Here is a 24,363-nt window from a genome sequence, read left to right as displayed (position 1 = left end):
GCTCGGCCTCAGACAGGACCTGATGCTCACCCACGCGGCGGCCTCGCGGGCGGGAGAGCAGTGCGTCCCGGCCGCCGGCCTGCTCGCCCACCAGTTGTCCACGGCCTTGACCGACACCTTGAACTGGGCGGCAGCCTCTACCCGGTCCCGGCCCTCCACCAGCGCGGACACCGCCAGCAACCGCGCGGCCTCCTGCGCGTCCGGCGACCAGGCCCGCGCATCCCCCACCAGATCACTCACACACCGTCAACGAGCCTGAACTCAAAGCGTTTCGGATCAATAGAAGCCGTCGAGGTATTCGACGAGGGCGAGGTTGGCCTCGGCGCGGGTGGTGAAGACGCGGCCGCGGATGCACTCGGTCTTGATCGTGGACCACAGGTTCTCGGCGAGGGCGTTGTCGAACGAGTCGCCCACCGAGCCCTCGATCCCCGCTCTGACCAAACGTGTTGTCAGCTTCACGCTGGTGTACTGGCAGCCGTGGTCGGCGTGGTGGATCAACTGGGCCGGAGTGGGCTCGCGGGAGGCGAGGGCGTGCCCCAGTATGGTGAGGACGAGGTCGGCGTCGGCGTGGGCGGGGGTCTCCCAGGCCACGACGCGGCGGGAGAAGGCGTCCCGGATCGTGGAGAGCCGCAACCGGCCCTCCACGGTGGGGACCATGGTGAGGTCGGCGACCCACAGCCGGTTCGGCACGGGGGCGGTGAAGTCGCGCTGGACCAGATCGGGAGCGAGATCGGCGGCCGGGTCGCGGCGGGTGAAGCCCCTGGTCCTGCAGGGGCTGATCCCGGCCAGGCCGGCCTGGCGCATGAGCCGCTCGACCCGCTTGCCGCCGACACGGACACCCTCCCGCTTCAGGACGGGGTGCACGCGGGGCGAGCCGTATATTCCACCGGACTCTGCGTGGATCTGCTGGATCCGGGAGGACAGTTCGGTATCGCGCCGGAGCCGCTCGCACGGGTTGTTCTCGGCCTGGCGCCACCGGTAGTAGCTGGAGGGAGGGACGGACAGTTCCCGGAGTACGGGCTCGACCCCCAGGTACGGGTGCTCAACGAGCAGCCCTGTTACCTGGGCCGGGTCGGGTCGAGCTGGGCCGCGAAAAAGGCCGAGGCCGTCCGCAATACACCGTTCGCCCGCTTGACCTGCAGGTTCTCCTTCCGCAAAGCCTGTAGCTCGACCCGCTCCGAGGTGGTCAGCAGGTCTCCTGGACCACCGGCGTCCGCCTCGGCCTGACGGATCCAGTTCCTCAGCGCCTCATGGTGCACACCAAGATCCTCGGCCATCCGGCGGATCACCGGCTTCGGCTCCGCGGTCCAGGACATCCGGACCGCGCGCTCACGCAACTCCAACGGGTACTGTCTCGGTGCGGGCATCGTCAGATCCGACGGAGACACGCTGGTGAACCACGGCTCACCAGCGCCGTGACGGCGTGAAGCAGGTCTGCGACATCCTCGGTGGCCTGGGTCAGCTCCTACTACTGGCGCCGCACCGCGGCCGCAGCAGCGGCCCGGCAGAGTGCCGAGGCCGGGCTCGCTGCCCGCATACGCAAGACCCACCAGGAATCCGACGGCACTATCGAGCGAGTCCGCCTGCACCGCCGACACCACACCACCCTGGCGAACCAAGGCGCCGCACAGGCCACGGTCCTGATCGGTCGTGACTTCACCCCAGCCGAGGTGAACACAAAGTAGGTCGGCGACAGCCCATACCTGCCGGCCAGCGGCTCGAAACCGCTTTACCTCGACCGTCATAGACCGCGCCTCGCGCCGGCTGGCCGGGTGGGCGATCGCCACGGCAGTGGGCGCGGGGGGAGGACATCGCGGTCAACGACCGCGGTCGCGTCCCCTCCGTAGGGACCTGGCTGAGCGGACCGGTCCCGACGGTGAAGGTGCCCGCCCCGGGGGTAAGCACTGCCGTCTCCGGCGTCAGGACGCCGGCACGCGCTGCTTCCTGGCGGTACGCCACGAGCGGATCCGGTGAGCACGGGCCGTCAAAGCGGCTGCCGCTTCGGCCTCGCCGCGCTTGTGCTGGATCACCGCCAGCTGCTCCAGCAGGTCGGCCACGTCCGGGTGCGCACCGCCCTGAGCGTTCTGCGTGACGGCGAGTGCCTCGTCGAGGAAGCGCTCGGCGGACCGGTCACGCCCCTGGCGCAAAGCGATGCGCCCCAGAGTGCGGAGGGTGGCCGCCACCTCCGCATGTGCGGGCCCGAGCACCCGGCGGAACGTGGTAAGTGCTCGGTGCAACTGCTCCTCGGCGTCTTCCAGGCGTCCCAGGCGCATCAGCGCCGCGGCCAGCACCGTTCTCTCCGCTGCCACCGTCAGGTGCCCCATGCCGAGTGCCCGCAGCCGGATGTCCAGCGCCCTGCGTGCCGCCGACTCGGCCTTCTCCGGGTCGCCGAGCTCAGACGCGAGGTGGCTGCGTTCACGCCAGACCGGTGCCAGCGCCGGCACATAGGCCCCGCGTGCCGCTCGCAGCACGGCATGCGCGCGATCGAGGAACACCCCGGCCTCTTGGTGACGTCCGGTGATGCGGTTAAGGGATGCGAGCTCGATGCAGGTACGGGCGATGTCGTCCGGGGCGGTGAACGGCAGCAGTTCGTAGGCGCTGAGGGCCTCCGTCAGGACCTTCTCCGCAGTGGACAGGTGGCCTTGGAGGAGCAGGAGGCCGCCCAGCCGGACGCGGACGTTCAGCTGGAAGGATACGGAGCTGGGGAGGTGACGGCTCTTGGCGCCGGCGAGTACCTGCCCGACGATGGCCGAGGCGGCACCCCAGTCGCCTGTCGCCTGCACCACGGCTGCCTGAGCGAGATGGACTCGGGCGGCGGGCTGGGGCCCGAGCCCGCGGGCGAGGGGCGCGGCCCGTTCCAGGGCGACGCGGGCGGATGCGAGGTCGCCCGCATCGACCGCGTGGTACGCCTTGGTGACCAGTTCGTCCACTATCCGGTGCCGGATGCTGCGGCCGGAGCGGTCCGCCGAATTTGAGTTCACGATGCCACCTCGCGGTCTGGTCCTCGCAGCCAGCACGGCTGACGGCCGCCCGGGCGGCGGGCCGAAGGCACTGCTTCATTACAGGCGCCTCGACGGGACCGCGTTATGAGTAGGCGTTACTCACGTTGGCTTGCATTGGGCAGTAAGGGATGTCGTGTCGTCACCCGACCGGACAACGGTGCCGTCTGAAACGGTCGCGGCTCCCCTTCTCCCGATGTCGCAACGCCCGGCCGGCCCGCCTGGCCGACACGTGTACTGCTCACCCTGTATGGGTAACTACTCAGACCCGTTCGACAGCGCGCCAATCAGATGTCGAAACCCGGCCTGAGCTGCTGTTTCTTGGGACAAAGCAGGGCCGTGAGAGGCCCTGAAACGAGACTTGGGCTGAGTAAAAAATACTCAGCCTGAGGGGCATGGCACGGGTGTGTACTTACCTCACTGCGAGGCGGCAACCATCCCTCAATGTCATCCGGGAGACGACATGCCACCCGGCCGGGATCCACGTCTTCTAGGAGACAATATGCCTGCTGGAGATCTGCCCTCACACTGGCCGATGGTGGGACGCGACGACGAGATCGAGGAACTCAAGTCCGCGTGGGGTAACGGGAGGAACCGCATCCTCATCGTTTCGGGACCGGCCGGCGTGGGGAAGTCACGGCTCGTCGACGAGTTCCTGGGACTGCTGTCGGCACAGGGAGTCTCTTGCCAGCGCGTCGTCGCCACGGTTTCCGCCGCCGCGGTGCCCCTCGGAGCTCTCGCACATCTCATTCCGGACGGTGCCGACCTGTCCGACCCGGTGCGCGGGTTCGCCGTAGTGGCTCGGGAGATGGCGGGGGAGAACCACTCGGACACCGCAATGTTGGTCGACGACATCCAACTTCTCGACGGCACCTCGGCCGTCCTGCTGCGCCAACTGCTCGACGCCGGTGCCGTGAGGATCATCGCCACCTTGCGCACGGGGCACCCCGTCCCCGAAGCCGTGGCCTCGCTGATCCACGGCGATGCCGCCCACTGGGTGAGCCTGGGTGAACTCGACGAGTCGTGCATGGACAAGCTCCTGCAGGCCACGCTGCGCGGGCCCGTCGCACGGTCGGCGTTGCAGGTTCTGCATACCGCCGCCGGTGGCAACGCGCTCTATCTGAGAGAGCTCGTCCACGCCGCGCTGGCCACCGATCAACTGAGCCACGACGGGGAGACGTGGGACCTCAGCACCGACTGGATTCCCGCCGCCACCCGGCTCAGCACCCTCGTAGGCGCCAGGATGGCAGCCGTGGAACCCGAGGCGCGGGTGGCGCTCGACCTGCTGGCCGTGTGTGGCCCGCTCTCGCTCGGAGACCTGGAAGCGGTCGCAGGCGCCGCCACCTTGGCCCGACTCGAAGCGGACGCCCTGATTCAGTGCCGTACGGCCCGCCGACGCACCGAGGTCTCCCTGGCGCACCCGCTTTACGGGGACATCCTGCGCACCATGCTCCCCGAGCACCGCCGGCGGCAACTCCTCCTCCAGGAAGCGGAACGCGTGACCTCCTACGGAGCACGACGCCGCGAGGACGCCCTCAACATCGCCACGTGGCGACTGGCCGCCACCGGGCAGGCCGATCCGGCTCTGCTGACGCACGCCGCGGCCCTCGCCCGGCACGCCCACGACTACCGACAGGTCGTCACGCTCCTCGACGCGCTCCTGGAAGGCCACCAGACCGTCGCCACTCGACTCCAGTACGGCGAGGCCCTCGTCGAACTCGGGCAGTGGGAGGACGCGGAGAAGCTCCTGGCCGACGCGGCGCACCACTGCGGCACCTCCGAGGAGATCCTGGCAGTGAGCGTCGCCCGGACCATGAACCTGCTGTGGGCCGATGCCGTCACCGAGCACGCCCTCGCCGTCAACGACGAGGCGCGCACGCTCCTTTCCGGCAGCCGGTACGACCGTGTCCTGGACATCAACGAGGCGCTCATCCGCACCGTCTCCGGGGAGCCGGTACGCGGACTGGCCGTACTGGACACAGCGTTGGAGCAGGACATCCGGCAGAGCGCGGACATGAACGTGTGGCTGACCGGAGCCATCATGAAGGGAATGGGGCTGGCGTCCGTGGGTCGCACCGAGGAAGCGGTGCGGTGGGCCCGGCACGCGTACGCCGCGCACGTCGAGGTCAACGAGCACGCGCTTGTGCCGCACCCCGCTTCCCAGCACATCGCGCTCTGCTTCGCACTGACGGAGACCGGCGACCTGTCCCAGGCGCGGCGCGTCGGCGAGGCGGCCTACCAGGCCCTGCTGGCCGACCGGGCGCCCCTGCCACGGATCTGGATGGCCTTCTGCCTCGGCCACGTGGAATGGCTGGCCGGGCATCCGGTGACCGCACGCCGCTGGTTCGCCGAGTCCGTCTCCCTGTCACGGCGTCAGAACCAGAGCAGGGCCCTGAACCTCGGGCTGACGGCTCTCGCCTCCGCTGCCGCCGCCACCGGCGACCTCGACACCGCGGCCGACGCTCTGAACGAGTCGCGGGCGTACCAGCCCATCGGTTTCCTCGCGGGTCAGGAAAGCCTCGGACTGGCTTGGGTCCTGGTCGCACAGGGGGACCTGGCGGGTGCCAAGGCGGAGCTGAGGGAAGGCCTCGCCCGTGCCCGTGGCACCGGACACACCGCGGCCGAAGCGCTGCTGCTGACGGAGCTGGCCCGACTCGGGGAGGCCCGGACGGTTCACGCGCGGCTCGACGAACTCGCCGAACAGGGGGACGGCAGTCTGCTGGCCGTGCGGGTGCGGTTCGCCAAGGCGCTCGCCGTGCGCGACCCCGAGCGCCTGATGGCGGTCGCCGAGGAGTTGAGTGAGATGGGTGCGGACCTGCTCGCCGCCGAGGCCGGTGCGGAGGCCGCGTCCCTGTGGCACCAGTGCGGCGACCACAGGCGCGCCACGGCCGCGACCCACCACGCGCTCGAGTCTGTCAATCGCTGCCAGGGCGTCCGCACACCGATGTTGGCGTCGTTGCGCAACACCAGCACCCTCACAGACAGGGAGTGCGAGGTCGCCCGGCTGGCGGCGGTGGGAACCACCAGCAAAGCCATCGCCGAGACGCTGCACCTCTCGGTCCGCACGGTCGACAATCACCTCCAGCGGATCTACTCCAAGCTGGGTGTGGGCACGAGGACGGAACTGCCCGCAGCCCTGGGCGCCACCACGGTGCCAGAGAAATCCTGGGCCTGACGTCAAGCCAAGTAGGCTCGTCCAGCCCGCGGTTGGTGCATCCGACACTCAGGGCGCCGATGGTCGACGTTTCCGAGGTCCGTGCGAGGGACACTGCCCGTGCACCGTGCCGGCGGCAACGGCGGTGGAACGAGTCGGACGAGATGTCGGCGGAACCGGCGCTGGGCCGGGCGCTCTCCGGCGGAGCGGTCGGCGCATCGGACCCGCTCCCGTCCGACGCGCAACTCCTCATAACGCCCTTCCTCAACATGCCGCCGACACAGGCGGACTGCTCGGACTGCCGGCGCTGATCCGTCCGTGGCCGCAGGACTACGCGGCGCCCTCGGCGCAGCCGAGTGCGGTGCGGTGATGGGATGCCTCGCCGCGATCACCAGTCCTCCGCGGTTCATACGGAGGAGAAGCACGAACTCGCCGAACTCCGCGCGTGCAAACCCGACCACTCCCGTCCCCCGGAGGGCTCGCACCGGGCCGGATCACCGCCGGAGAGATGGAGGCGTCACTCCAGGAGAGCCCCCACCACCGGATCACCGGCGTTCCGCACCGCCCACAGCCGGCGAGTCGTACGCGGGGCCCCGGACGTCCAGTACGGCCGGACTTGCGTGGCGATGCACGAGGAAGCCTCGATGTGCGGCGGCCCGCGCGCCGGACGGACCCCGGTCGGCCGTCCCGTGAGTACCCGCTACTCACGATCCGACCCGGTCAGGAATGTGACCGTGGTGGGGGCCGCGTGGCCCCGACCGGTCGTGCCGGACCACCAGCACGCGTCCGTGGCCGGTCCGCGGCCCAGCCGCAAGCAGGTGAGGAGGTCCGCCATGACCGCAACGCGTCCGTTCGACCCGTTCGGCGAAGACCTCGCCGACCCCTACCCCTATCTGGCCCGGATGCGGCTCAGTCAACCCGTCTTCTACTCCTCGTTCCACGAGGCGTGGTGCGTCACCCGGCGCGCGACCGTCGAACGCGTCGCACGTGACACCCGCACCTTCTCGTGCGGTCCGGTCTCTGCCGGGCCGCGCGGACTACCACCGGTGGCCGAGGCGTATCTCGCGAAGTTCTTCGAAAGCGCCCCGCCGTTGCCCTTCCTCGACTCCCCGCAGCACGGCCAGGTGCGCGCCCGGGCACTGCGGTGCCTGTCGCCCGCCGCTGTCGCCCGGGCGGAAAGCGCCCTGCACGCCGCCGTCGACGCGCTGGTACCGCCCGGCCCGCACCTCGAGGGGTACGACCTCCTCCCCCGCTTCGCGCACCCGCTGGCACTCACCGCGACCCTGGTGGCCCTCGGGTTGCCGCTGCAGGACCGGCCACGGCACGATGCGGGCCTACGGGCTCACCACGCCCTCCTTCTGGGGAGGCACCGGATCGACAACCACGAGTTGGAAGTGTTCGCGCACAAGGCCACGGCGTGGCGGGAGCACCTGCTGGAATGGGTGCACGCGAGCGGCGCGGGGCCGGGTGGCGGTCTCGCCCGATCGATGACGGGCCACGGGGCGGGACGGGCGCGGGCGCCCGAAGACGTGGCATCGCACGCGATCAGCATCCTCAGCGCCGGGTATGAGACCACGGCCCACGCCTTCGGGAACACCTGCCGGCTGCTCCTCGCCAACAGTGCGTGGAGCGCCGACGGGCCTTCGGCGCCGATGGTCGAGGAGGCCCTCAGGCTCGACACGCCGGTCATGGCGCTGGTGCGCGTGGCCAGGGCGGACGCCGAAGTGGGTGGCGTGACCGTCAGGGAGGGTGAGCGGGTGCTCCTGATGTGGGGCGCCGCCAACCGGGACGAGAGCGTCGCGGGGCCCTTCCCTGACGAGTTCCACCTGGGCCGCCCCCCAGAGTCCTCGGTCAGCTTCGGTACCGGTCCGCACTCCTGCATCGGCGCGCCGCTGGCGCGTTGCGTCCTCGCCCGCGGGCTCGACACGTTCCGCGGGCGGTTCCCGAAGCTGTCGCTCGACGAGGCGGAGCCCGAGCGGGTGCCCCACAGCCAGATGCGGGGCTACGGCAGGCTTTGTGTCTCGGCCTGAGGCGGGAGGACATACTGCCTGGCCTCCTCCGTCCCGACCCGGACCGCCCAGCCTGCCGACGGGGTCCTGCGTGATGGTCCGCGTCGGCCGGTCGAAGCCGCTCACCGGGCCGCTAACGGTCAGTGGCAGGAAGCCGTGCACGGCCGTTCTGCACCTCCACCGCGGTGCAGACGCCGCTGTGCGCCGGTCATGCGGACCGCAAACTGCGACGGGGAGTGGTGCACCGCATATCCGGACGTACGCGCCAGCCCGGATATGCGGAGGATCGGCGGGGCTCCTGCGGCCCCCTTCCAGCATCAGGGGCCGGAGGACCAAGTGAGTGAGCAAACGGTGCCTATGTGGGTCGCCGGGCCTATCCGGTCACCGGACTTCGGTGGTTCCGAGGCACCGGTCTTGTAAACCGTGAGGAGCCGGGGAGGGCTTCGGCAATCAGGGTCCGCCGGGGTCCGGCGTACGCACCCGCGCCGTTGGCTGCCGCCTCTCACCTGCGGACGGGCAGCTCCGCGACTCCTTGCGGGGCATCGCACCGTCGCCCCCGACCGGCGCAGCATGTCCTGGACGGTCGGAGGCAGCAGAGCGACGTGCCAGCGACACCTGCTCGGTGCGTACCACGGGATCGTCGCGTTTCCGAGGTCGCACCTGGCGCACCACGACATCGGTGAGGCTCGTAGAGGGGAGCCCCGAGGCGTCCAGGCGTGACGGGGCGGCGACGGTTACGCCGGTGGGGGGATCCGGGGCGCGGCTACCAGGCGGGGGAAAAGGTGAGCGCGGCGAACGCGGCACTGACGGCCCGCCTGCACCACGTGATCCTGGTCAGGTAGAGGTCGGGGTAGTCGCCCGCAACCTGGCCCACCAAGGGGTAGAAGTCGTCCACGACATGCGAGGCGAGCAATTCGTCCACAGCGGTGCGCACCGTCTCGTCGTCCGGCTCGTCCTGTACTCGCAGCGACGTGCAGAACAGAACGGCCGACAGGGCCCCCAGTCCGTGATCCTCGCTCTCGGCCAGCCCTGCGTACACGGCGGTGGCTGTTTCGGTGGTCATCATCCGTCCCTCCTCGGTCCGGACTTGGTAACCGACGGCGGCCTCGCGGCCGTCCTTGTCACCAGCATCGGGAGGAGGGGTCGGCCGCGCCTGAGTAGTCACTGCCTGTTCCGAGGCTTCCGGGCCAGCGGTCCATTGAGCATCCAGTACTCATGCAGGCGTCCGTCGTGGAATTTGTAATGCAGGGGACCAGGACGAGAAGGGGGTGCGGCAATGGGACAGCCGACGAAGACGATGCCCGGACGATTCGACTACACGCAGGTTTGGCGCCCGAATGCCGCATGCGCGGGGCCCGGTATCGATCCGGAGCTGTTCCACGAGCACGGCGGTGACGGCGCCGTCGCCCGGGCCAAGGCGATCTGCCACACGTGCCCGATCATGGACGCCTGCCTGACCTTCGGGTTGCGCAACGAGAACTCCGGGATCTGGGGCGGGCTGACAGCCCACGAGCGGTACCGCATCGGGGGCAGGCGTCCTGCGGTCCGCAAAGGATGACCCTCCTGCAGGCGGGCGGCCTCAATGCTCCGGCAGTCGGGCATGGGCTGCCACCAGAGGCGGGAGGGGAAGGACGAAAGCCGCGTCGGTGTCGAGAGCGAGCTCCCTGAGTGACACCGTGCGAGCGGCAGGGCGGGCCCGGGGCGCGTCGGACGGCTGCGCGCCACGGAAGTGGTTGTCGGCGCCGGCTGTCGGGTATCCGTACCCCTGCCAACCGGGGCCGGCGCCTTTGGGCGCCTAGAGTGCCGGGTGCGGTGCAGGTACGCCGGCGTTGGGGAACGCCCGTGTGCAGCTCCAGCCCCATCCCGGTGCCGACGGAGCATGGGGTGCCGGTGCCCGCCGGCAAGCGTGAGAACTGAGAGCCCCTCCAGGTCCGCGGGGTGTAGGGAGGAGAAGCGCCGATGGGCCGACGACGGAACTCCTGGAAGGCGACATCGCCGTCTGGGCGTACGAGGCGGATCAGGCTGCGCAGCAGGCGGTCGGCCCGTGGCAGGTGAGCCAGGACCACCGGTCGGCCACCGCGTCGTAGTCGCAGTCGTGGAACGCGGACCTGAGGTCCGCATGGGCGAACTGCGCGTTCTCGCGTCCCTGCCGCCTGGCCTCCGCCCGGGCGGAGGCGATCACCACGGGATCGTGGCCCACTCCGGCCACCGATCCGCCCTGTCCCCCCACCGCGTCTGCGAGGAGGAAGCTGAAGTTGCCCGCCCCACTGCCGATGTCGAGCACCTTGAGCCCCTGGCGATGTCCGCAGCGGCGAGCAGACTGACGGCCCCGCAGAGGATGCTTCGCAGGGCGACCCGGCTCAACTGATCCGGAGTGCTTACCGACCTCCCGGCGAGGTTCGCAAGACTTGTCGACGCATTGTCATTTTTCTAGGAGAGACAATTCTTGCTCAATCATGGTTGGACAATTCGGCCAAGGTCTTGAACAGTCGGTACAACCGGTCCGTGCGTAGAACGCCAATGACGTCGGAGAGCCACTGGAAACGGAGGATTGCGTCACCATGGACGAACGAAGTGAACTGCGGATCCGTGAGGTCGGATTCAGCGACCTCGGTATCAATCCGCCGTCCGCGGAGCGGGAGGCGATGTTGGAACACGTGACTTCGCTGGTGTTGGGACACTTGGACGAGGTGAACGACCTGCCGATCGCGCCGACCGCGACCGCCGCGCAGATGCGGGCGCACATCGCGGGTTACGACTTCGCCGGACCTCTGCCGTGGGCCGAGGTCCTCGACGACGCGGCAGCGATGCTCACCAAATGGAACCTGCACACCAAGCACCGGCGGCACTTCGGCCTCTTCAACCCCCGCCCTGCCTACTCAGCGGTGCTGGGCGACATGCTGTCGGCGGCCTATAACCCCCAACTCGCGGCGTGGTCACATGCGCCGGGGGCGGTGGAGATGGAGGCGCACCTGATCCGGTACCTGGGGTCCCTCGTGGGGTACCCGGCGGACGCGGTGGCCGGATCGTTCACCAGCGGCGGGGCCGAGGCCAACCTCACCGCTGTGCTCCTGGCGCTGTCCCGACACTTTCCCGCGGTCGCCGAGCGTGGAATGAGGGCGTTGTCGGGGCAGCCGGTCTTCTACGCGAGTGCGGAGAGCCACCTGGCCTGGCTTAAGATCGCCCATTCCACGGGGCTGGGCCGCGACGCGGTCCGACTCGTCCCGGTCGACCAGGACCTAAGGATGGAGGTGGCGCAGCTCGACCGCCTCGTCGAGCTCGACAAGGCCGGGGGTTGTCTCCCCTTCCTCGTGGCCGGGACGGCGGGCAGCACCAGCGCCGGCGTCGTCGACTCCCTGCCCGAGATCGCGCAGACGGCCCGCGCGCACGGCCTGGACTTCCACGTGGACGCGGCCTGGGGGGGTGCCGCACTCGTGTCGCCCCGGCTTCGCGGTGCCCTCGCCGGCGTGGAACAGGCGGACTCGGTCACCATCGACGCGCACAAGTGGCTCTCCACGCCTCTGGGCGCGGGCGTGTTCGTCTGTCGTGACCTCGACGGCTTGCGCCGAACCTTCCGGGTGTCCGCGGCCTACATGCCCACGGCGGTGAACGAGACCGTCGATCCGTACTCGTCGAGTAACCAGTGGTCGCGCCGGTTTGTGGGGCTGCGGCTATTCACTGCCCTCGCGGTATCGGGGGGACCCGGGTTCGCCGCCATGGTGGAGCACCAGAGTGCCATGGGGGAGCGGCTGCGCCGCCTCCTGGCCGAAGCGGGATGGCAGTTGCTCAACACGACGGCCCTACCCGTGGTCTGTTTCACCGGACGGGGACTCGACACCGGGGACGACGCGGCGGCCCGCCTCGATCGTGTTGCGGCGCGGGTGGTGGAGCGGGGGAACTGTTGGATCTCCGCAACGCGGCTGAACGGACGGGCGGCGCTGCGCGCCTGCATCACGAGCTTCGAGACGACGGAGACCGATCTGGCCGCCCTGGTCACGGAGCTCGACGAAGTGTTGGACGGCGGGTGAAGAACAGACCTCAGGCAGTCGGGAGCCGTGCCCAGTGGGTCGTCGCACTCCAGGGTCGTCGTGGTTTCTCTGCAGGACCATCCTCACGGCTTTCTCCCACATGGTCAGAAACGGCATGGTCCACCCGAGCAACAGCGACCCAAATGGACCGGGTACTGCGGGAGCGGAGGGGACTGGGGGATCCCCCTGGGGGCGCAAGGTGCGGGGCGGAGCACCCGTGCGACTCGGGTCCCCGCGGTGGAGGTGGGCACGTTCGTGCCGGTCCGGGAGACTTGGAGAGATCAGTACGGCAAATCAGATGATCTACCAATACGCCCCTGCAGGGTTGAGTCAATCGTTTCCCGCAGCACTGTTTCTTCAGTATCTTTGAGGTGGCGGTGACCCGTACGAACTGCGGAAATTCCCTCCTTCCCACCGGAGTCGGCGCGCTTGAGCAAACGGCAGCAGGAAGCGGACTGCGTCGTTCTAGCGGAAGGAATGCAGGGCGGGGCGGACGCCCGTCGAGTGCGGCACTATGGATCGGGCGACGTGGACCGGTCGCCCCGAGTGCCACACGACTGGAGAACCGGTCCCTGCTTGGAGGAAACGATGATGCGAGGCCGAGACGGCAGTGGAACTTGGCCGTTGGTCGGGCGGCAGGCGGAACTGGGCCTGTTCGTCTCCCTGCTGAAGGACAAACACAGCCACGGGCTCGTCATTTCCGGCGGAGCAGGAGTGGGCAAATCCCGCCTCGCGGAAGAGTGCCTAGCCAAGGCGTCGGCGGCGGGATTCGCGGTGGCCCGCGCCGCGGCGTCGAGCGCTGCGGCCTCCGTTCCCTTGGGAGCCATCGCACACCTCGTTCCCCCCGGCGTGTCCCTGTCGGACCCGGCGATCGGTTTCGCCCGCATGGCCGAGGAACTGCGGGGGGCGGAGAACCGGCGATGGGTCGTCCTCGTCGATGACATGCACCTGCTCGATGCCACCTCCGCCGCACTCCTGAAGTTCCTCATGCAGGACGGCGCGGTCCGTCTGGTGGGCACCATCCGCGCGGACGAGCCCGTGCGCGATGCTGTGGCTTCCGTCCTCCAAGGCGACGCGGTCAGCCGCGTCCACCTCCCGGTCCTGAGCGAGGAACAGGTCGCGACCCTCCTGCGGAACGTGCTGGACGGTCCCGTCGGGTCCGCGACGGTGCGGCAGCTCTTCACGTCCTGCAACGGGAACGTTCTGTACCTCAAGGAGATCGTCACGGGCTCGCTCACGGCCGGCACCCTCGCCTCCGACGGTGAGGTCTGGGAACTCACCGAGCGCTCCTTCACGGGCACCCCGCGGCTCACCGAGCTCATCGAGTCCCGTCTCTCCGGCGCGGGGACCGCCGCCCGGCCCGTCCTCGAACTCCTCGCGCTGTGCGCCCCCGTACCCGAACAGGACGTACGAGAGGCCTCCCCGTCGTCGGGCACCCTCGACGAGCTGGTCGAAGCGGGGCTGGTCCGCATCACGAAGGACGGAAACCGCTCCGCCGCCCAGCTCACGCACCCCCTGTACGGCGAGATCCTGCGCGCGAGGCTGCCCACACTGCGCCGGAGGTCCATCCTCACCGAGCAGGCCGCCCGGTTCCGGCGGCACGGTGCGCGCCGCCGCGACGACTCGCTGCACATCGCCTCCTGGACGCTCGCGGCCACCGGCACGGCCGACTCCGAGCTGCTCATGCGCGGCGCGGAGCTCTCCCGGTACGCCCACGACTACGAGCAGGTCGTCACCCTGCTCAGTGTCGTTCCGCCCGACGAGCTGACCGTCCGCAGCCGCATCCTGCTGTCCGAGGCCCACGCCCAGGCGGGGCGGCTGGAGAATGCGGAAGCCGATCTGGCTGAGGCCGAGTCCAGGGCGCAGTCCGAGGAGGACCGGCTCGCCGTCGCCCTCGCCACCACCTGGAACGTGCACCTGCCCGCCGGGCGCGTGACCGAGGCCCTGGCGGCCAATGAACGGGCTCGTGCCTACGTCTCGACCGAGCGCGGCAGGCGGGTCCTGCGGGTCAACGAGGGCGCGATCCGGGCCGCATCCGGGCGTCCTGCCGATGGGCTCGTCCTGCTGGAGGACCTGGAGGCCGACATCCGGGAGTCCCTGGACGTGAACGTCTGGGTCCAAGGCGCGCTGACCCGGACGGAAGTGCTGGCACTGACCGGCCGATCGCAGCAGGCGGTGGAGTGGTCCGAGACCGCGCACCGCTCGCACCTCACGGTCACCGAGTCCTCCCTGACCCCGCACCCGGCGCTCCACCTGGCCGTCCGCGCCGCCGCCCAGGCGGAGTCCGGCGGTCTCGGGGAGGCGCGCGCGACCGCTCTGGAGGCGTTCCGGCAGGTGATGGACGACACGGTCGACCTGCCCCGCGCCATGGTCTCGCTCCAGTTGGGACGGATCGAGTGGCTCGCCGGCCGGGTCGTCACCGCCCGCCGTTGGTATGCGGAAGCAGCCGTCCTCGCACGGGCCCACGGTCTGACGCACGTGGTCCCGCTGGCCTGTGCCGGTCTGGCGGCGGCGGCCGCCGTACAAGGCGATGTGGCGTCGGCCGAACGGGCCCTGGGAGACAGCGAGGAGTTCCCGGAAAGTCGGCTCTTCGGTGTGGAGCCCTTCTTGGGTGCCGCGTGGGTCAACGCCGCACGCGGCCGACTGACCCAGGCCCGCGACGTGCTCACCGCCGGAGCGGAGAAGGTTGCCAACAAGGGGCTGACCACGCTGGAAGCGGTGCTGCTGACCGAGTCGGCGCGGCTGGGCGGAGCAGCCACCGTCGCGCGGCGGCTGGCGGAGCTCGCGCCGGGGGACGAAGGGCTGTTCGCCGCCGCACGCGCCAAGTTCGCCGAGGCGCTCGCCGGCGGCAAGCCGGACCTGCTCATGGAGGCGTCCCAGGACTTGGAGGACGCGGGCGCGATCCTGCTGGCGGCCGAAGCGGCCAGCGCGGCGGCGGCGGGGTGGACCCGGCTCGGGCGTCCCCACCCTACCAAATCGGCCGCCCAGCGTGCCAAAGAGCTGAGCGCCCAGTGCGAGGGGGCACGCACTCCGCTGCTCACCACGGCGGAGGCATCGGCCGCCCTCACGGCCCGCGAGACCGAGATCGCCCTCCTCGCGGGCGACGGCATGAGCAGCAAGGACATCGCGGACGCACTCGGCTTGTCGGTGAGGACCGTCGACAACCACCTGCAGCGGGTCTACAACAAGCTCGGGGTCACGACCCGGCGTGATCTCGCGGACGCACTGGACCTCAAGCGGCGCGGTCCGGGTGGGCGCGGGGCGCGGCCCAGGGCGTGACGGCGGGGTGTCCCGGTCCCCTAAGCGCCGGGTCGCCCGCCGTCGTCCTTGCCCCGCTTACGACGGGCGTGCATGGTATGCGCCCTGCTGACCAGGCCTGACAGGTTCCGATCCTCGCGTACGGCATAGTTTGCCCCGATGATGCCGACATAAAGCGTGTCGATGGTGCGCTTGGAAAACTTGCAGATGCAGCTGGGCTTGTGGCCGGCAGGTTCACTCACGGCTGTCTACCTCCTGTGGCGGAATTCCCGTAGCCATGATGTTCGCGAGGGGGCGTGAGTGCGGAGTGAGCAGAGTTTGCTCACTTGCTTCCGGTGGTGCGGTATGCCGTCCTGTCTGCGGCGTGCCGGATGGTTCAGGAATACCCGTGGGCTATTCTGCGGAGGAGTATCGGCTACTCACTGCATCGCGTTTGCCTGAATATAGGATCGAGTCGCCGCAGGGTGCGGTCGTCGTTTGCCCGCTCACCCCTCCCTGCGTCCGTAGGGCCGAGGAAGACCCGCGTCTCGGGTGTCCCTCGGCTCTACGCCCGCACCGAGCCGGATCGGTCGCTGCCCTGCCGGTCCGGCCGCAGGCTGAGTACCCGCTACTCATGCTGGGTCGCCGCCTGGTGGACACGCTGTAGTTCTGCGAAATTCTCGGAACGGTGACGCGATATCTGGGGTGTGTGAATGATTTCGCTAGAGGGCTCCCATGGAGAGAAATGACAAGCGGCGTTCCGCTGCTCGCAACCACGTCGAGATTCATCTTCTCTTGACGTGGTGGATCTCGGACGAACGCCGGTTTCCGATCATCGTCCGATTCTCCTATTGCGTGGAGGATCCGTTCGCCGCCGTAATAGAATTTATGCCCCAGGGTTTCCCGGGCGCTTGCTGGAGGGTGGCCCGGGAGCTCCTCGACGTCGAGTGCGGCGTGTCCGGGCCCGGCGACGTGCAGGCCTGGGCCGGGGACGGCAACGGCGGGGAGCGGACAGTCTTCCTGTGCGTCGTCTCGGCTGGCCGGAGCGCCCTCTTCGAGGCGCCCCGGGCCCCGTTGCGCGCGTGGTTGGCGTCGACGTACGACTTGGTGCCCGCGGGAACGGAAGGCGAGCGCATCGACTGGGACGGGCTCTTGGAGCAGCTGCTCGGCTGACTCAGGTCAGCGGCGCTGCCCCGATGGGGAAGGTGGCGGCACCGTTGCCCGCGCCACGACCTCCGGTCCTCGGAACGGGTGGGAAGGGCCGCTCCCTGACGGCGACGGGGCGAGGCGACGCCTGCATTCCTGACGGCGATCAGGGCGGCGCGTGAGCCGGTCGCCTCTGCCGCGCAAGCGGGCTCGCCGTCCCTCTTGTGTCCGGTCGCCGGGCATGCCAGCGCGAAGGGGGCCTGCCCCGGGGCAGTCGTATGGCGCCGGGGCGGCGCCGCCATGGTCCCCTGTGGTCGACCTTTCGCCGTCGGGCACCGATGTCAGGTTCCCACCCCGTCGTGAAGTGGTCCTTCCCCCCACGACAGGGTGGCGATCAGGGCCGCGGAAGGCTCGCGTGCGGACGGCCCGACGTGGTCCAGTTCGTCGCACCAAACCCTGGCCTCATCCTCGTAGGACGTACGTGCGCCGTCGTGCACGCCAGGGCCGTAGGTCACGGCGAGCAGCAGCCGGCCGGCTCGCCGGGCGAGGTGCAGGCGCAGTGGCGTCGCTCCCAGGGCGATCGCCGCACGTACCAGCACGCCCGCCAGCGGGACCGCCCGTCGCAGGACGTCCGGATCGGGTCGCCACAGACGCAGCACTCCTTCGAGCTGCACTCGCGCTTCGTCTGCCGCCCATGCGACGGGTCGGACGTCCCAGATGAGGGCCGGGCCGAGCACGCCGCAGATGGGGGGCAGGGGATGCAGCGCGTGCGGGCGGGCGGAACGCGTCAGCACATCGGCCGCTGTGGGGATCATAGGAGGAGGAAGGATGGTCACCATTCCAGTCAACTCAGCCTCCCGCCCCTGGCCGTGAGCAATGGCTGCCCAAACCGCCGCGTCCACCGACCGATGCGCTCCGGGTCCGAACGCCGCGTACTGGGCATCGAATACTCACGCCCGATCGACCGGTGGCCGTGACCATGTCCAAGTGCCGCGCGCCGAGGTGCGGCGCAGGCGCGGCCGAATCCTCCAGCCGCTCCTCCGACAGCGGCGGTTACTGGAGTCCGGATGAAGTTCGGCGTACATTTCCTCCTTCCCTGCGGTGCCGGCCAGACACCTGCCGCCCGGTACCGCGACGCGCTGGCGCAGGGCCGGCTCGCGGAGGACCTCGGCTTCGAATCGGTATGGCCCGCCGAACAGCACACCATCCCCTCCCAGTCCGTCCTCTCTTGCCCGACGCTGTTCCTCGCCGCCCTGGCGGCGCGCACCGAGACCATCCTCCTCGGCACTGCGATCGTCCAACTGCCGCTCTTCCACCCGCTGCGGGTGGCCGAGGAGATCTGCACGCTGGACGTGATCAGCGGGGGCAGGGCAGAGCTCGGAGTGGGCCGCGGAACCCACCCCGCCCACTACGCGGGCTTCGGCGCCGACCTCGCCGTGAGCCGGGGGCGGCTGGAGGAGGGACTTGACTACCTCCGGGCGGCGCTGCCGGGCCGGCCGTTCGACTTCCAGGGCAGCAACTACACGGCTGAAGCCGTCCAGGTCGTGCCGGGGCCCGTCCAACCCGGAGGCCCGGTGATACGGCTGGCCGCGAACAGCGCCGACAGCTTCCGTGCCGCGGGGCGAGCGGGGATCCCGGTCCTGACGGCCCTCCACATCAACCCCCCGGCCGTGCTGGTGAGGCACCTCGACATCTACCATGCGGCCCGCGCCGAAGCCGGGCATCGGGCCGCTGCCCCGGATGACATCACGGTGCTCGCACCGACCTTCACCGCGCGGAACGAGGGCGAGGTGGCACGCCTCATGGGGCCGGCCGTCGACCACTACACGGCACTGATGCGGACCAACCTCACCACCGCCATCGGGCGGACGGGCGACCCGGACGGTCTCTTCACCCGGCTGCTCTCCGGACTGGACCGCCTCGACCTGGCTGCCATGCGCACCGAACAAGCCGTCTTCGGCACGCCCGAAACCTGTGCCGAGACGCTGGCATCCCTTGCCGCACGGCTAGGCACGGGACGGTTCCTGGCCTGGTTCGACTTCGTCGGTACGACGCCCGCTGCCGAGGTCGAGCGCTCCATGCGCCTGTTCGCAGCCGAGGTCGCCCCGCGACTGGCGACGCCCGCCGCCTCGTCAATCGACTGACGCGGCGGCCGCGGGCCCGCCGACACCGGGACGCGGGGAAGGCCTCCGGGTACGTCCTACCGAGGCGCCAGAGGTCCACCAGTCACAGGATGAACGACCGGCGCGAACTTGGGACGACGTCACGCGGGCGGAACGTCCGGAACGAGAGGCCTCGGAAGCCGACCACCTCGACGTGCTCGCCATCGCCGAGTGCTGCCCCACCGAGGCGGTCATGGTCACCCCGTCGCGGGCGCCCGCCGATGACGGGCTGATCATTGCGCCGTCCTCGGACTGATCGGACGAGCGTCTGGCACCCTCCTCCGGCACATGCCGGAGGATGTGGCCGGATCGGCATGGAGCGGCGCCACCGCACCTTGCGGGTTGAAGGCGACGCTCTTTACAGTCCTGGCCCAGTGGTCCAGCCACTGCTCCAGTGACAGCCGAGGGGGCGCACTTGCACCAACACACCGATGCTGCGGCGACAGGTCCGTCCGGCGAGAGCGACAGGGCGTCGCGGACCGTCCTCCCCGAGGCGATCAACATCGCCACCTGGCAGCTGATGGCGCTGCGGCGGGCGCTCGGTACCGCCGTCGGCGTGCAGGCCGCGGCCTCGGCGGGGGCCGACCACAAGCGGGAACTGCAGCGTCGAATGGACACGCTGGCCCAGACCCGGGGGGAGGAGGCGGTCCAGTGGGCCACGCTGCGCGTCCTGCTCCTGCTCGCCCGGGCGAGCAGGATCGACGGACTGCTGTCCTCGACCCTGATCATCGACGAGGCGTGCACCCCGCTGTACCGTGCCACGGCAGCGTTCTTCCGCAACGGCACGGTCGCCCGTGACCGGCTCAAGCCGCTGGAGGACGCCGTCCGCGCGAACGACCCCGGAGCCGCGCGCCGGGCCGCCGACGATTACTTCTCTGCCACCGAGGCCCTGATACTCGTCGGGCTCGCATGACGGAACCGCACCGCCCAGCCGTCGCGGACGCGGCCGGTGCGGGATACCCGCTTCCGCGACACCATGACCGGCGGCACCGGGCCGGTCGGCGCATGTATCCGGGTCCCACCCGGGCGTCCGGTACGCCTGCGACTCTCATGGTCGCCGACGGACTGCGACCGTCCGACTTCCACGTCCTGGGCCACGCACTGCTGACCGCCGGCACCCTCGCGGACGCCGCCGACCTAGCGGGCCGCTACCACGCGCTGGTCAGCCAGGCCGGTACAGTGCGGGTGCGCGCTGCGGCAGACCGCACGGAGGTCGTGTACCGGCTGGATCCCGGTCCGGGCGCCATGATGCACCGTCAGCAAGTGGAGGCAGTGCTGGTCGGCATGGTCACGGCAGCCCGTTGGGTGGCGGGACCCTCGTGGACACCCGAACGCGTCGTCTTCGCCCACGCCTGCGACACGGATCCGTCCGTCTATGTCCGGAGCCTTGGCTGTCCGGTCCAGTTCGACGGCCACGAGCACATCATCGTAGTTCCCACGGCCGCCCTGCGCAGGGCGCGGCGGACGGTGGACGAGCCCCTCGCCACACTGCACCGCAGGCATGCCGAACGGATGCTCGACGACCTGGAGGAGCCCGGCTCCGTCACGGTGCTCGTCCGCCGGGTGCTGGCGCAGCAGGACCTGGCCGGGATTGCCATGCAGGACGCCCTGCGCGCGGCCTGCATGAGCGAACGACGCTGCGCCGGGCATTCCTCGACGAGGGGACGACCTGGCGGGCCGCGCTGGAGCAGGTCCGCGACCGGCGTGTGCGGGACCTGTTGGAAACGACTGGTCTGCCACTGGAGGCGATCGCCCGTGACGTCGGGTTCAGCGGGGCCGCGGCGTTGGTCCGCGCCTTTCGGCGACGACACGGCAGGCCCCCGGGAGCCCATCGCTCGGCCGCTAACCCGTGGCGCACCGAGGGCGCGTCTGAGTAGCACCTTCCCCACATACGCCGCGGTGCGCCGGTGCCGTAGCGAACGAGAAGTCCAGGCCTAGCTAGCGCGTCGATCATTCCATGACGGTCCATGCCCACTTCACGGCGTAGACCGGCATGGTCGGTGATGGTGTCTGAGCCGTCAAGTGCTCGACAGCTCGCTGTCGTTGGTCGCACCTCGAACCCGCGTCGGGCTCAGTCCCGCACCCCCGACCGCCCGGGGGCGCACCCCGGAGCCCTCCTCCGCGGTGCGGGCCGGCCGCCTCATCCCCCGAGCATGCTCTGCAAGGCATCCTTGACCGTCCGTAGGAGCGTCTGCCCGGGCTTCACTGTTCCGGTGAGCAGTTCATGCGCGCGCTGGTACAGGGCCGCGGCGTCGGCCTCGCCGCCCTGACCGCGCTGTGCCAGGGCGAGGTTGACCATCGCTTGGGCCAGGTCGGGATGGTCCGCACCGACGAGCGCGGTCTTTATGGCGAGCGCCTGCCCGAAGTACCGTTCGGCTACCCCGTCGCGTCCGAGTCGCAGGGCGATGCCGCACAGGTTGTTCAGGACGACGGCGACCCTGTAGTGCTGAGGACCCCTCACCCGGCGCAACGTCGTCAGTGCACGGTGCAGTTGGCCCCCCCTCTTCACGGCGCAGCCGCGAAAGGGAGTCGGCGACGGAGACGCGGTCCACGGCCGTGGCGAGATGGTCGGGGCCCAGGACACGCTCCCGGATGCGCAGTGCTCGGGGGAAGGCCTCGTGAGCCCCCTGCGGGTCCGCCCGCACGGCGGCCAGGCGGCCGATCTTGTGGCACACCGGGGCCAGCGGGAGCCCATCGTGTCCGTGTGCGGACTCCAGTGCGGCCATGGCGCGGAGTAGGTAGGTGCCCGCCTGGTCGAACTGATGGGTACGCAGGTGCAGCAGGCCGAGCTCGTCGCACACCTGGGCGACCTGGTCGGTGGTCGTGTCAGGTGTGCGTTCGTAGGCTTGGAGCGTCTCTTTGAGGAATTGCTCGGCTTGGGGGAGCCAGCCCAGCAGCCGCGCCAGACTACCCGCCCCGACCCGTACTTCGAGGAGGAACGCCGTGGGGGTCGGGACCGCGTTGTTCTCCGCGTTGGCGAGCACCTGACCGAGAAGCGTCTCGGCCGTCCTGAAATCAACGAAGGCGTGTGCGTGGAGCGCGTCGCCCAGGCGCACGCGGGCGAGGGCGAATGGGCCGAGTGGCCCGGCCAGGGTCCGGACTTCCTGCAACAGCCGGGAGGCCTGCTGGATCGGCGGCTTCTCGGGCCCTGGAGGCTTCGGCGAGGAGCTCGTCCAGTCTCCGGTGGCCGTGTCCGTCTGAGTCGCCATGAGCGCGTCCGCGGTCGATCGGGATCGGAAGGACTCGGTCGGCGGCCCGCCGCGTGCTCATCCGCCCGTTTCGGTGAATTGCTCCAGGTCACTCCCCCTTGAAGGAGCCCCCTCCATGCGGGGAGCGAGTAGAGGCTACTCACGGCACGACGGGCGTGATTCAGCTGCCCCGTGCGCGCCGTCCCTCAGCAGGTGGCGCCGCATGCCGCAAAATGGCCGATTCTGACGGCCGGCTCAAAATGAATTCAGCGTTTTTGAGGCTTCATTACTCATTCGATTCGAATTTTCGGAGGACATAGTTTCCGCGTCCCGAAAACATTTCCGGGCTCCGGATCTAGGAGTATTCGTGAACTTTGCAGTCAAAAGGGTCCTGCTGTCGGGTCTCACCGCAGCGGCGATGGCGTCCGTTCTGACGACCGTCCCGGCGTCTGCCTCTGAGGCGCCCGCCGTCCAGAAGCCCGGCAACTCTGCCTCGCTGGTGGTTTCGCCCTATTCCTACGAGTACGACTACTCGCTGGGGTTCAGTCTGATCCTCGACCCGGCCAGCGTCATGACCGCGGCGGACACGACTTTCAAGAGCACGTTCCCGTTCGCCTCCGACTGCGGCGCATGGTCGGACCTGCCGCCGGTGACGGACCCGCCGGTCCGGTGCGACCTCTTCTTCCTCGGCACGACCAACCCGGTTTCGGTGGTAGACCGTACGGCGACGAGCTTCACGCTCAAGTCACTTCCCGGCCACTCCGAAGGGGCGGACCGCTTCATCCGCTTTACCTTCTACCAGCAGCCCGCCACCTTCGCGCTCCGTATGAAGGTGGAGGGGTGGGGCCCGTGGACCCTGGCAGCGCAGGCGTCCGTCGACAGCGGCGCCGTCAACAAGTTCTGGACCGACTACGCCGCCAACCTCAAGAACCGTCTTCAGCTCTGGTGACCCGCGCATTGGAGCACTGAGTACTCTCGAGCCCTTATCCGGAGAGCCATACGGTCATGGCGACGGGCAAGTGACGGAAGGGCAGACGCGGCAGACTTAAAATCTGCGGCCCCTCGGGGCGTGTGGGTTCGAATCCCACCTTGCCCACCGGTCACCGACGCGGTACCGCCCGAGTGATTCTCCGCTGTGGGGTGGAGGGAAGCGCCGCCATGCGTTCGCGTGGCGGCGCTTCCCGTGTGCCGAGCCTCTATGCGGTTCGAGTGGGAGCCTCTCGCTCGGGTTCGCAGATTGGGCGCCGGATCCACGGAGCGCTGAACCCGGGCGCAGCGCGCCGTGCGTCGCTTCCCATCGGCCGGACGCGGCGGTGATGGACGTCGAGTCGTCGGTCTCCGCTCGCTCCGCCCCGAGCTTTCGTGTCTCGAGATGTCAGCCCCCTCCGTCGCGAGGGGGCCGACGGCCTCATGCGTGCTCGCCGGGCACCGGCCTCCTCGGCGAGCCGCGCCGCCCCGGCAACCACGCGCCGGCGACCCCGAAGGCGACAGCGGCCACGCCGATCAGACCCGTGGTGAGGAGGGCCGCGACGTTCCAGTCGGTCATGGTCGACACCGGTATCCAATGGGGTGGACTCCGCACGGAGGGAGGAGCGTCGGGCGGAGGATTCCTCCCTCCGCGCGGATTTCCAGGCAGTGCAGGGCAAGGGGGGCGGTTGCACGCCCGGACGTTGAGCCCGAAGTGTCTCCGAAGCACCCCCTTCCCAGTGGGAACCGGGCCCGAGTACCAGTGTGGCGGTGGCGGCGGGCCGGTTGATGAGCAACCGGTACCCAACTGCGCGTCCCGAGCCGATCACCGAGCGCGGTCCGGCCGGCACGCCAGGAAGTCATCGCACCCGGGTTGGGACCGCCCCGTTCCCGCACGCTCGCCGTCGTGACCGCTGGCATCGCCCTGCCGTGGATCCGGCTGCGCAGAGTCGCGGCAGGGATGGAGAGGCCTTCGGCTCGTGCGGCTGGCCCACCCCGCCCGCCGGTCCTCGTCCGCCGAAGCCGTCGTCTGCGTAACCAACATGCCGCTCACACGTGAGGTCGTGCAGGGCCTCGAGAACCGCGGGATGCTTGCGACCGGCGCCGCTTGAGACTCCCGAAGCGCATCCGTCGCCCGGTCCGCGTCCGCTCGAATCACGGGGTGAGCACGGACCGGTGGGAGCGGAGCACGGCGAGGTAGGCCTGTGCCAGACGGTGGCAGTCATCCGGCCAATGGGCGAAGACGTAGTCTCCGTCTCGGACCACGAAGCCACGGCCGGGCCAGGCCGCGGTGTCCCGCGGCGGCAGCACCGGACCGGGTTCGAAGTCACTGGGCGAGGCCAGGGCCGCGGTCACCTCGGCCTGCACCTAGGTCTGGTACGTCCAGCAATACCGACCCAGCCTCAGGCGCGTGAGGTTCTAGGTGTGTTGTCCGGACAGGTTGGTGGCGCGGCTGGCGGGTGTTTGGCCTGCG

At 69.9% G+C, this 24,363-nt stretch carries 20 protein-coding genes, 1 tRNA gene and 3 pseudogenes; 12 read left to right on the top strand and 12 right to left on the bottom strand.

All coding sequences use genetic code 11. From position 1 onward, the window contains the following. The 4 genes and pseudogenes from ACFWW8_RS35610 to ACFWW8_RS35595 all read right to left on the bottom strand — a co-directional run. Positions 1-240, bottom strand: a pseudogene (locus ACFWW8_RS35610) (helix-turn-helix domain-containing protein); the annotation flags it as partial. 36 nt (positions 241-276) lie between these two features. Beyond that, positions 277-1,032 carry an IS3 family transposase gene (locus tag ACFWW8_RS35605; protein WP_386536258.1) on the bottom strand — a complete coding sequence of 252 codons (756 nt, stop codon included), beginning with the start codon at positions 1,030-1,032 and terminating at the stop codon, positions 277-279. Positions 1,033-1,058: 26 nt separating this feature from the next. Continuing rightward, on the bottom strand, positions 1,059-1,367 hold the full coding sequence (locus ACFWW8_RS35600; protein WP_386536252.1) for a transposase: 309 nt from the start codon (positions 1,365-1,367) through the stop codon (positions 1,059-1,061). Between the two features lie 552 nt (positions 1,368-1,919). Continuing rightward, positions 1,920-2,981 (bottom strand): tetratricopeptide repeat protein, encoded by a 1,062-nt coding sequence (locus ACFWW8_RS35595; RefSeq protein WP_386536249.1) that lies wholly within the window; start codon positions 2,979-2,981, stop codon positions 1,920-1,922. Positions 2,982-3,501: 520 nt separating this feature from the next. On the opposite strand from ACFWW8_RS35595, the gene ACFWW8_RS35590 reads away from it, so the two are divergent. Together ACFWW8_RS35590 and ACFWW8_RS35585 are read left to right on the top strand one after the other, a co-directional pair. Continuing rightward, positions 3,502-6,174: a LuxR C-terminal-related transcriptional regulator gene (locus ACFWW8_RS35590; protein ID WP_386536246.1), complete on the top strand. Its 2,673-nt coding sequence runs from the start codon at positions 3,502-3,504 to the stop codon at positions 6,172-6,174. 812 nt (positions 6,175-6,986) lie between these two features. Further along, positions 6,987-8,183 carry a cytochrome P450 gene (locus ACFWW8_RS35585; RefSeq protein ID WP_386536243.1) on the top strand — a complete coding sequence of 399 codons (1,197 nt, stop codon included), beginning with the start codon at positions 6,987-6,989 and terminating at the stop codon, positions 8,181-8,183. Positions 8,184-8,925: 742 nt separating this feature from the next. Here the strand turns inward: ACFWW8_RS35585 and ACFWW8_RS35580 are convergent. Then, on the bottom strand, positions 8,926-9,225 hold the full coding sequence (locus tag ACFWW8_RS35580) for a hypothetical protein (RefSeq protein ID WP_386536240.1): 300 nt from the start codon (positions 9,223-9,225) through the stop codon (positions 8,926-8,928). A gap of 213 nt (positions 9,226-9,438) precedes the next feature. Here ACFWW8_RS35580 and ACFWW8_RS35575 point away from each other — a divergent pair, with 213 nt between their 5' ends. Beyond that, entirely contained in the window at positions 9,439-9,720 is a 282-nt protein-coding gene (locus ACFWW8_RS35575; RefSeq protein WP_386536238.1) for a WhiB family transcriptional regulator, read from the top strand. Between the two features lie 459 nt (positions 9,721-10,179). On the opposite strand, the gene ACFWW8_RS35570 is transcribed toward ACFWW8_RS35575, so the two are convergent. Further along, on the bottom strand, positions 10,180-10,497 hold the full coding sequence (locus tag ACFWW8_RS35570; protein ID WP_386536256.1) for a methyltransferase domain-containing protein: 318 nt from the start codon (positions 10,495-10,497) through the stop codon (positions 10,180-10,182). Positions 10,498-10,723: 226 nt separating this feature from the next. On the opposite strand from ACFWW8_RS35570, the gene ACFWW8_RS35565 reads away from it, so the two are divergent. Together ACFWW8_RS35565 and ACFWW8_RS35560 are read left to right on the top strand one after the other, a co-directional pair. Further along, positions 10,724-12,190 (top strand): pyridoxal phosphate-dependent decarboxylase family protein, encoded by a 1,467-nt coding sequence (locus tag ACFWW8_RS35565; protein ID WP_386536235.1) that lies wholly within the window; start codon positions 10,724-10,726, stop codon positions 12,188-12,190. A gap of 624 nt (positions 12,191-12,814) precedes the next feature. Continuing rightward, positions 12,815-15,469 (top strand): LuxR C-terminal-related transcriptional regulator, encoded by a 2,655-nt coding sequence (locus tag ACFWW8_RS35560; RefSeq protein ID WP_386536233.1) that lies wholly within the window; start codon positions 12,815-12,817, stop codon positions 15,467-15,469. 20 nt (positions 15,470-15,489) lie between these two features. On the opposite strand, the gene ACFWW8_RS35555 is transcribed toward ACFWW8_RS35560, so the two are convergent. Then, positions 15,490-15,690, bottom strand: a complete 201-nt coding sequence (locus tag ACFWW8_RS35555) for a hypothetical protein (RefSeq protein ID WP_386536230.1) — start codon at positions 15,688-15,690, stop codon at positions 15,490-15,492. Positions 15,691-16,162: 472 nt separating this feature from the next. Between ACFWW8_RS35555 and ACFWW8_RS35550 the strand changes: the two genes are divergently transcribed. Beyond that, entirely contained in the window at positions 16,163-16,600 is a 438-nt protein-coding gene (locus tag ACFWW8_RS35550; RefSeq protein WP_386536227.1) for an SsgA family sporulation/cell division regulator, read from the top strand. Positions 16,601-16,914: 314 nt separating this feature from the next. On the opposite strand, the gene ACFWW8_RS35545 is transcribed toward ACFWW8_RS35550, so the two are convergent. Further along, a complete protein-coding gene (locus tag ACFWW8_RS35545; protein WP_386536224.1) occupies positions 16,915-17,388 on the bottom strand; it encodes a hypothetical protein in 474 nt (157 codons plus the stop codon). Between the two features lie 252 nt (positions 17,389-17,640). Between ACFWW8_RS35545 and ACFWW8_RS35540 the strand changes: the two genes are divergently transcribed. The 4 genes and pseudogenes from ACFWW8_RS35540 (at position 17,641) to ACFWW8_RS35525 (ending at position 20,612) form a co-directional block, all read left to right on the top strand. Further along, the gene (locus ACFWW8_RS35540; RefSeq protein WP_386536221.1) at positions 17,641-18,717 is read left to right on the top strand and encodes an LLM class flavin-dependent oxidoreductase; all 1,077 of its coding nucleotides are present in this window, start codon (positions 17,641-17,643) and stop codon (positions 18,715-18,717) included. 433 nt (positions 18,718-19,150) lie between these two features. Further along, positions 19,151-19,648 carry a hypothetical protein gene (locus ACFWW8_RS35535; protein ID WP_386536219.1) on the top strand — a complete coding sequence of 166 codons (498 nt, stop codon included), beginning with the start codon at positions 19,151-19,153 and terminating at the stop codon, positions 19,646-19,648. Next, positions 19,645-20,178, top strand: a pseudogene (locus ACFWW8_RS35530) (AraC family transcriptional regulator ligand-binding domain-containing protein); the annotation flags it as partial. The gene ACFWW8_RS35535 and the pseudogene ACFWW8_RS35530, both read left to right, overlap by 4 nt. Then, positions 20,088-20,612, top strand: coding sequence for a helix-turn-helix domain-containing protein (locus ACFWW8_RS35525; protein WP_386536254.1), 525 nt, complete (start codon positions 20,088-20,090; stop codon positions 20,610-20,612). The pseudogene ACFWW8_RS35530 and the gene ACFWW8_RS35525, both read left to right, overlap by 91 nt. Positions 20,613-20,875: 263 nt before the next feature. Here ACFWW8_RS35525 and ACFWW8_RS35520 read toward each other — a convergent pair whose 3' ends face one another. Together ACFWW8_RS35520 and ACFWW8_RS35515 are read right to left on the bottom strand one after the other, a co-directional pair. Continuing rightward, positions 20,876-21,196 carry a tetratricopeptide repeat protein gene (locus ACFWW8_RS35520; protein WP_386536216.1) on the bottom strand — a complete coding sequence of 107 codons (321 nt, stop codon included), beginning with the start codon at positions 21,194-21,196 and terminating at the stop codon, positions 20,876-20,878. Between the two features lie 115 nt (positions 21,197-21,311). Beyond that, a pseudogene (locus tag ACFWW8_RS35515) lies at positions 21,312-21,461 on the bottom strand (hypothetical protein); the annotation flags it as partial. An 829-nt stretch (positions 21,462-22,290) separates the two neighbouring features. On the opposite strand from ACFWW8_RS35515, the gene ACFWW8_RS35510 reads away from it, so the two are divergent. Both ACFWW8_RS35510 and ACFWW8_RS35505 read left to right on the top strand, forming a co-directional pair. Next, positions 22,291-22,872 carry a hypothetical protein gene (locus ACFWW8_RS35510; protein WP_386536214.1) on the top strand — a complete coding sequence of 194 codons (582 nt, stop codon included), beginning with the start codon at positions 22,291-22,293 and terminating at the stop codon, positions 22,870-22,872. A 64-nt stretch (positions 22,873-22,936) separates the two neighbouring features. Beyond that, positions 22,937-23,019: transfer RNA gene (locus ACFWW8_RS35505), tRNA-Leu, on the top strand. A gap of 312 nt (positions 23,020-23,331) precedes the next feature. Here the strand turns inward: ACFWW8_RS35505 and ACFWW8_RS35500 are convergent. Next, on the bottom strand, positions 23,332-23,469 hold the full coding sequence (locus ACFWW8_RS35500; protein WP_386536211.1) for a hypothetical protein: 138 nt from the start codon (positions 23,467-23,469) through the stop codon (positions 23,332-23,334). 575 nt (positions 23,470-24,044) lie between these two features. Further along, positions 24,045-24,257: a hypothetical protein gene (locus ACFWW8_RS35495; RefSeq protein WP_386536208.1), complete on the bottom strand. Its 213-nt coding sequence runs from the start codon at positions 24,255-24,257 to the stop codon at positions 24,045-24,047. Positions 24,258-24,363: the final 106 nt, after the last annotated feature.

It is taken from the genome of Streptomyces sp. NPDC058701 (assembly GCF_042715295.1).
GTDB lineage: Bacteria > Actinomycetota > Actinomycetes > Streptomycetales > Streptomycetaceae > Streptomyces.
The sequence above is the reverse complement of the archived record's forward strand: the minus strand, read 5'-3'. Positions and strand labels throughout refer to the sequence as shown.

What these genes read in the sequence shown, in the direction of transcription:
- ACFWW8_RS35540 (WP_386536221.1), top strand. Translation starts at nt 17,641, where the DNA reads ATGAAGTTCGGCGTACATTTCCTCCTTCCCTGCGGTGCCGGCCAGACA.
- ACFWW8_RS35600 (WP_386536252.1), bottom strand. Translation starts at nt 1,367, where the DNA reads ATGCCCGCACCGAGACAGTACCCGTTGGAGTTGCGTGAGCGCGCGGTC.
- ACFWW8_RS35545 (WP_386536224.1), bottom strand. Translation starts at nt 17,388, where the DNA reads ATGATCCCCACAGCGGCCGATGTGCTGACGCGTTCCGCCCGCCCGCAC.
- ACFWW8_RS35580 (WP_386536240.1), bottom strand. Translation starts at nt 9,225, where the DNA reads ATGACCACCGAAACAGCCACCGCCGTGTACGCAGGGCTGGCCGAGAGC.
- ACFWW8_RS35500 (WP_386536211.1), bottom strand. Translation starts at nt 23,469, where the DNA reads ATGACCGACTGGAACGTCGCGGCCCTCCTCACCACGGGTCTGATCGGC.
- ACFWW8_RS35585 (WP_386536243.1), top strand. Translation starts at nt 6,987, where the DNA reads ATGACCGCAACGCGTCCGTTCGACCCGTTCGGCGAAGACCTCGCCGAC.
- ACFWW8_RS35550 (WP_386536227.1), top strand. Translation starts at nt 16,163, where the DNA reads ATGGAGAGAAATGACAAGCGGCGTTCCGCTGCTCGCAACCACGTCGAG.
- ACFWW8_RS35565 (WP_386536235.1), top strand. Translation starts at nt 10,724, where the DNA reads ATGGACGAACGAAGTGAACTGCGGATCCGTGAGGTCGGATTCAGCGAC.
- ACFWW8_RS35590 (WP_386536246.1), top strand. Translation starts at nt 3,502, where the DNA reads ATGCCTGCTGGAGATCTGCCCTCACACTGGCCGATGGTGGGACGCGAC.
- ACFWW8_RS35575 (WP_386536238.1), top strand. Translation starts at nt 9,439, where the DNA reads ATGGGACAGCCGACGAAGACGATGCCCGGACGATTCGACTACACGCAG.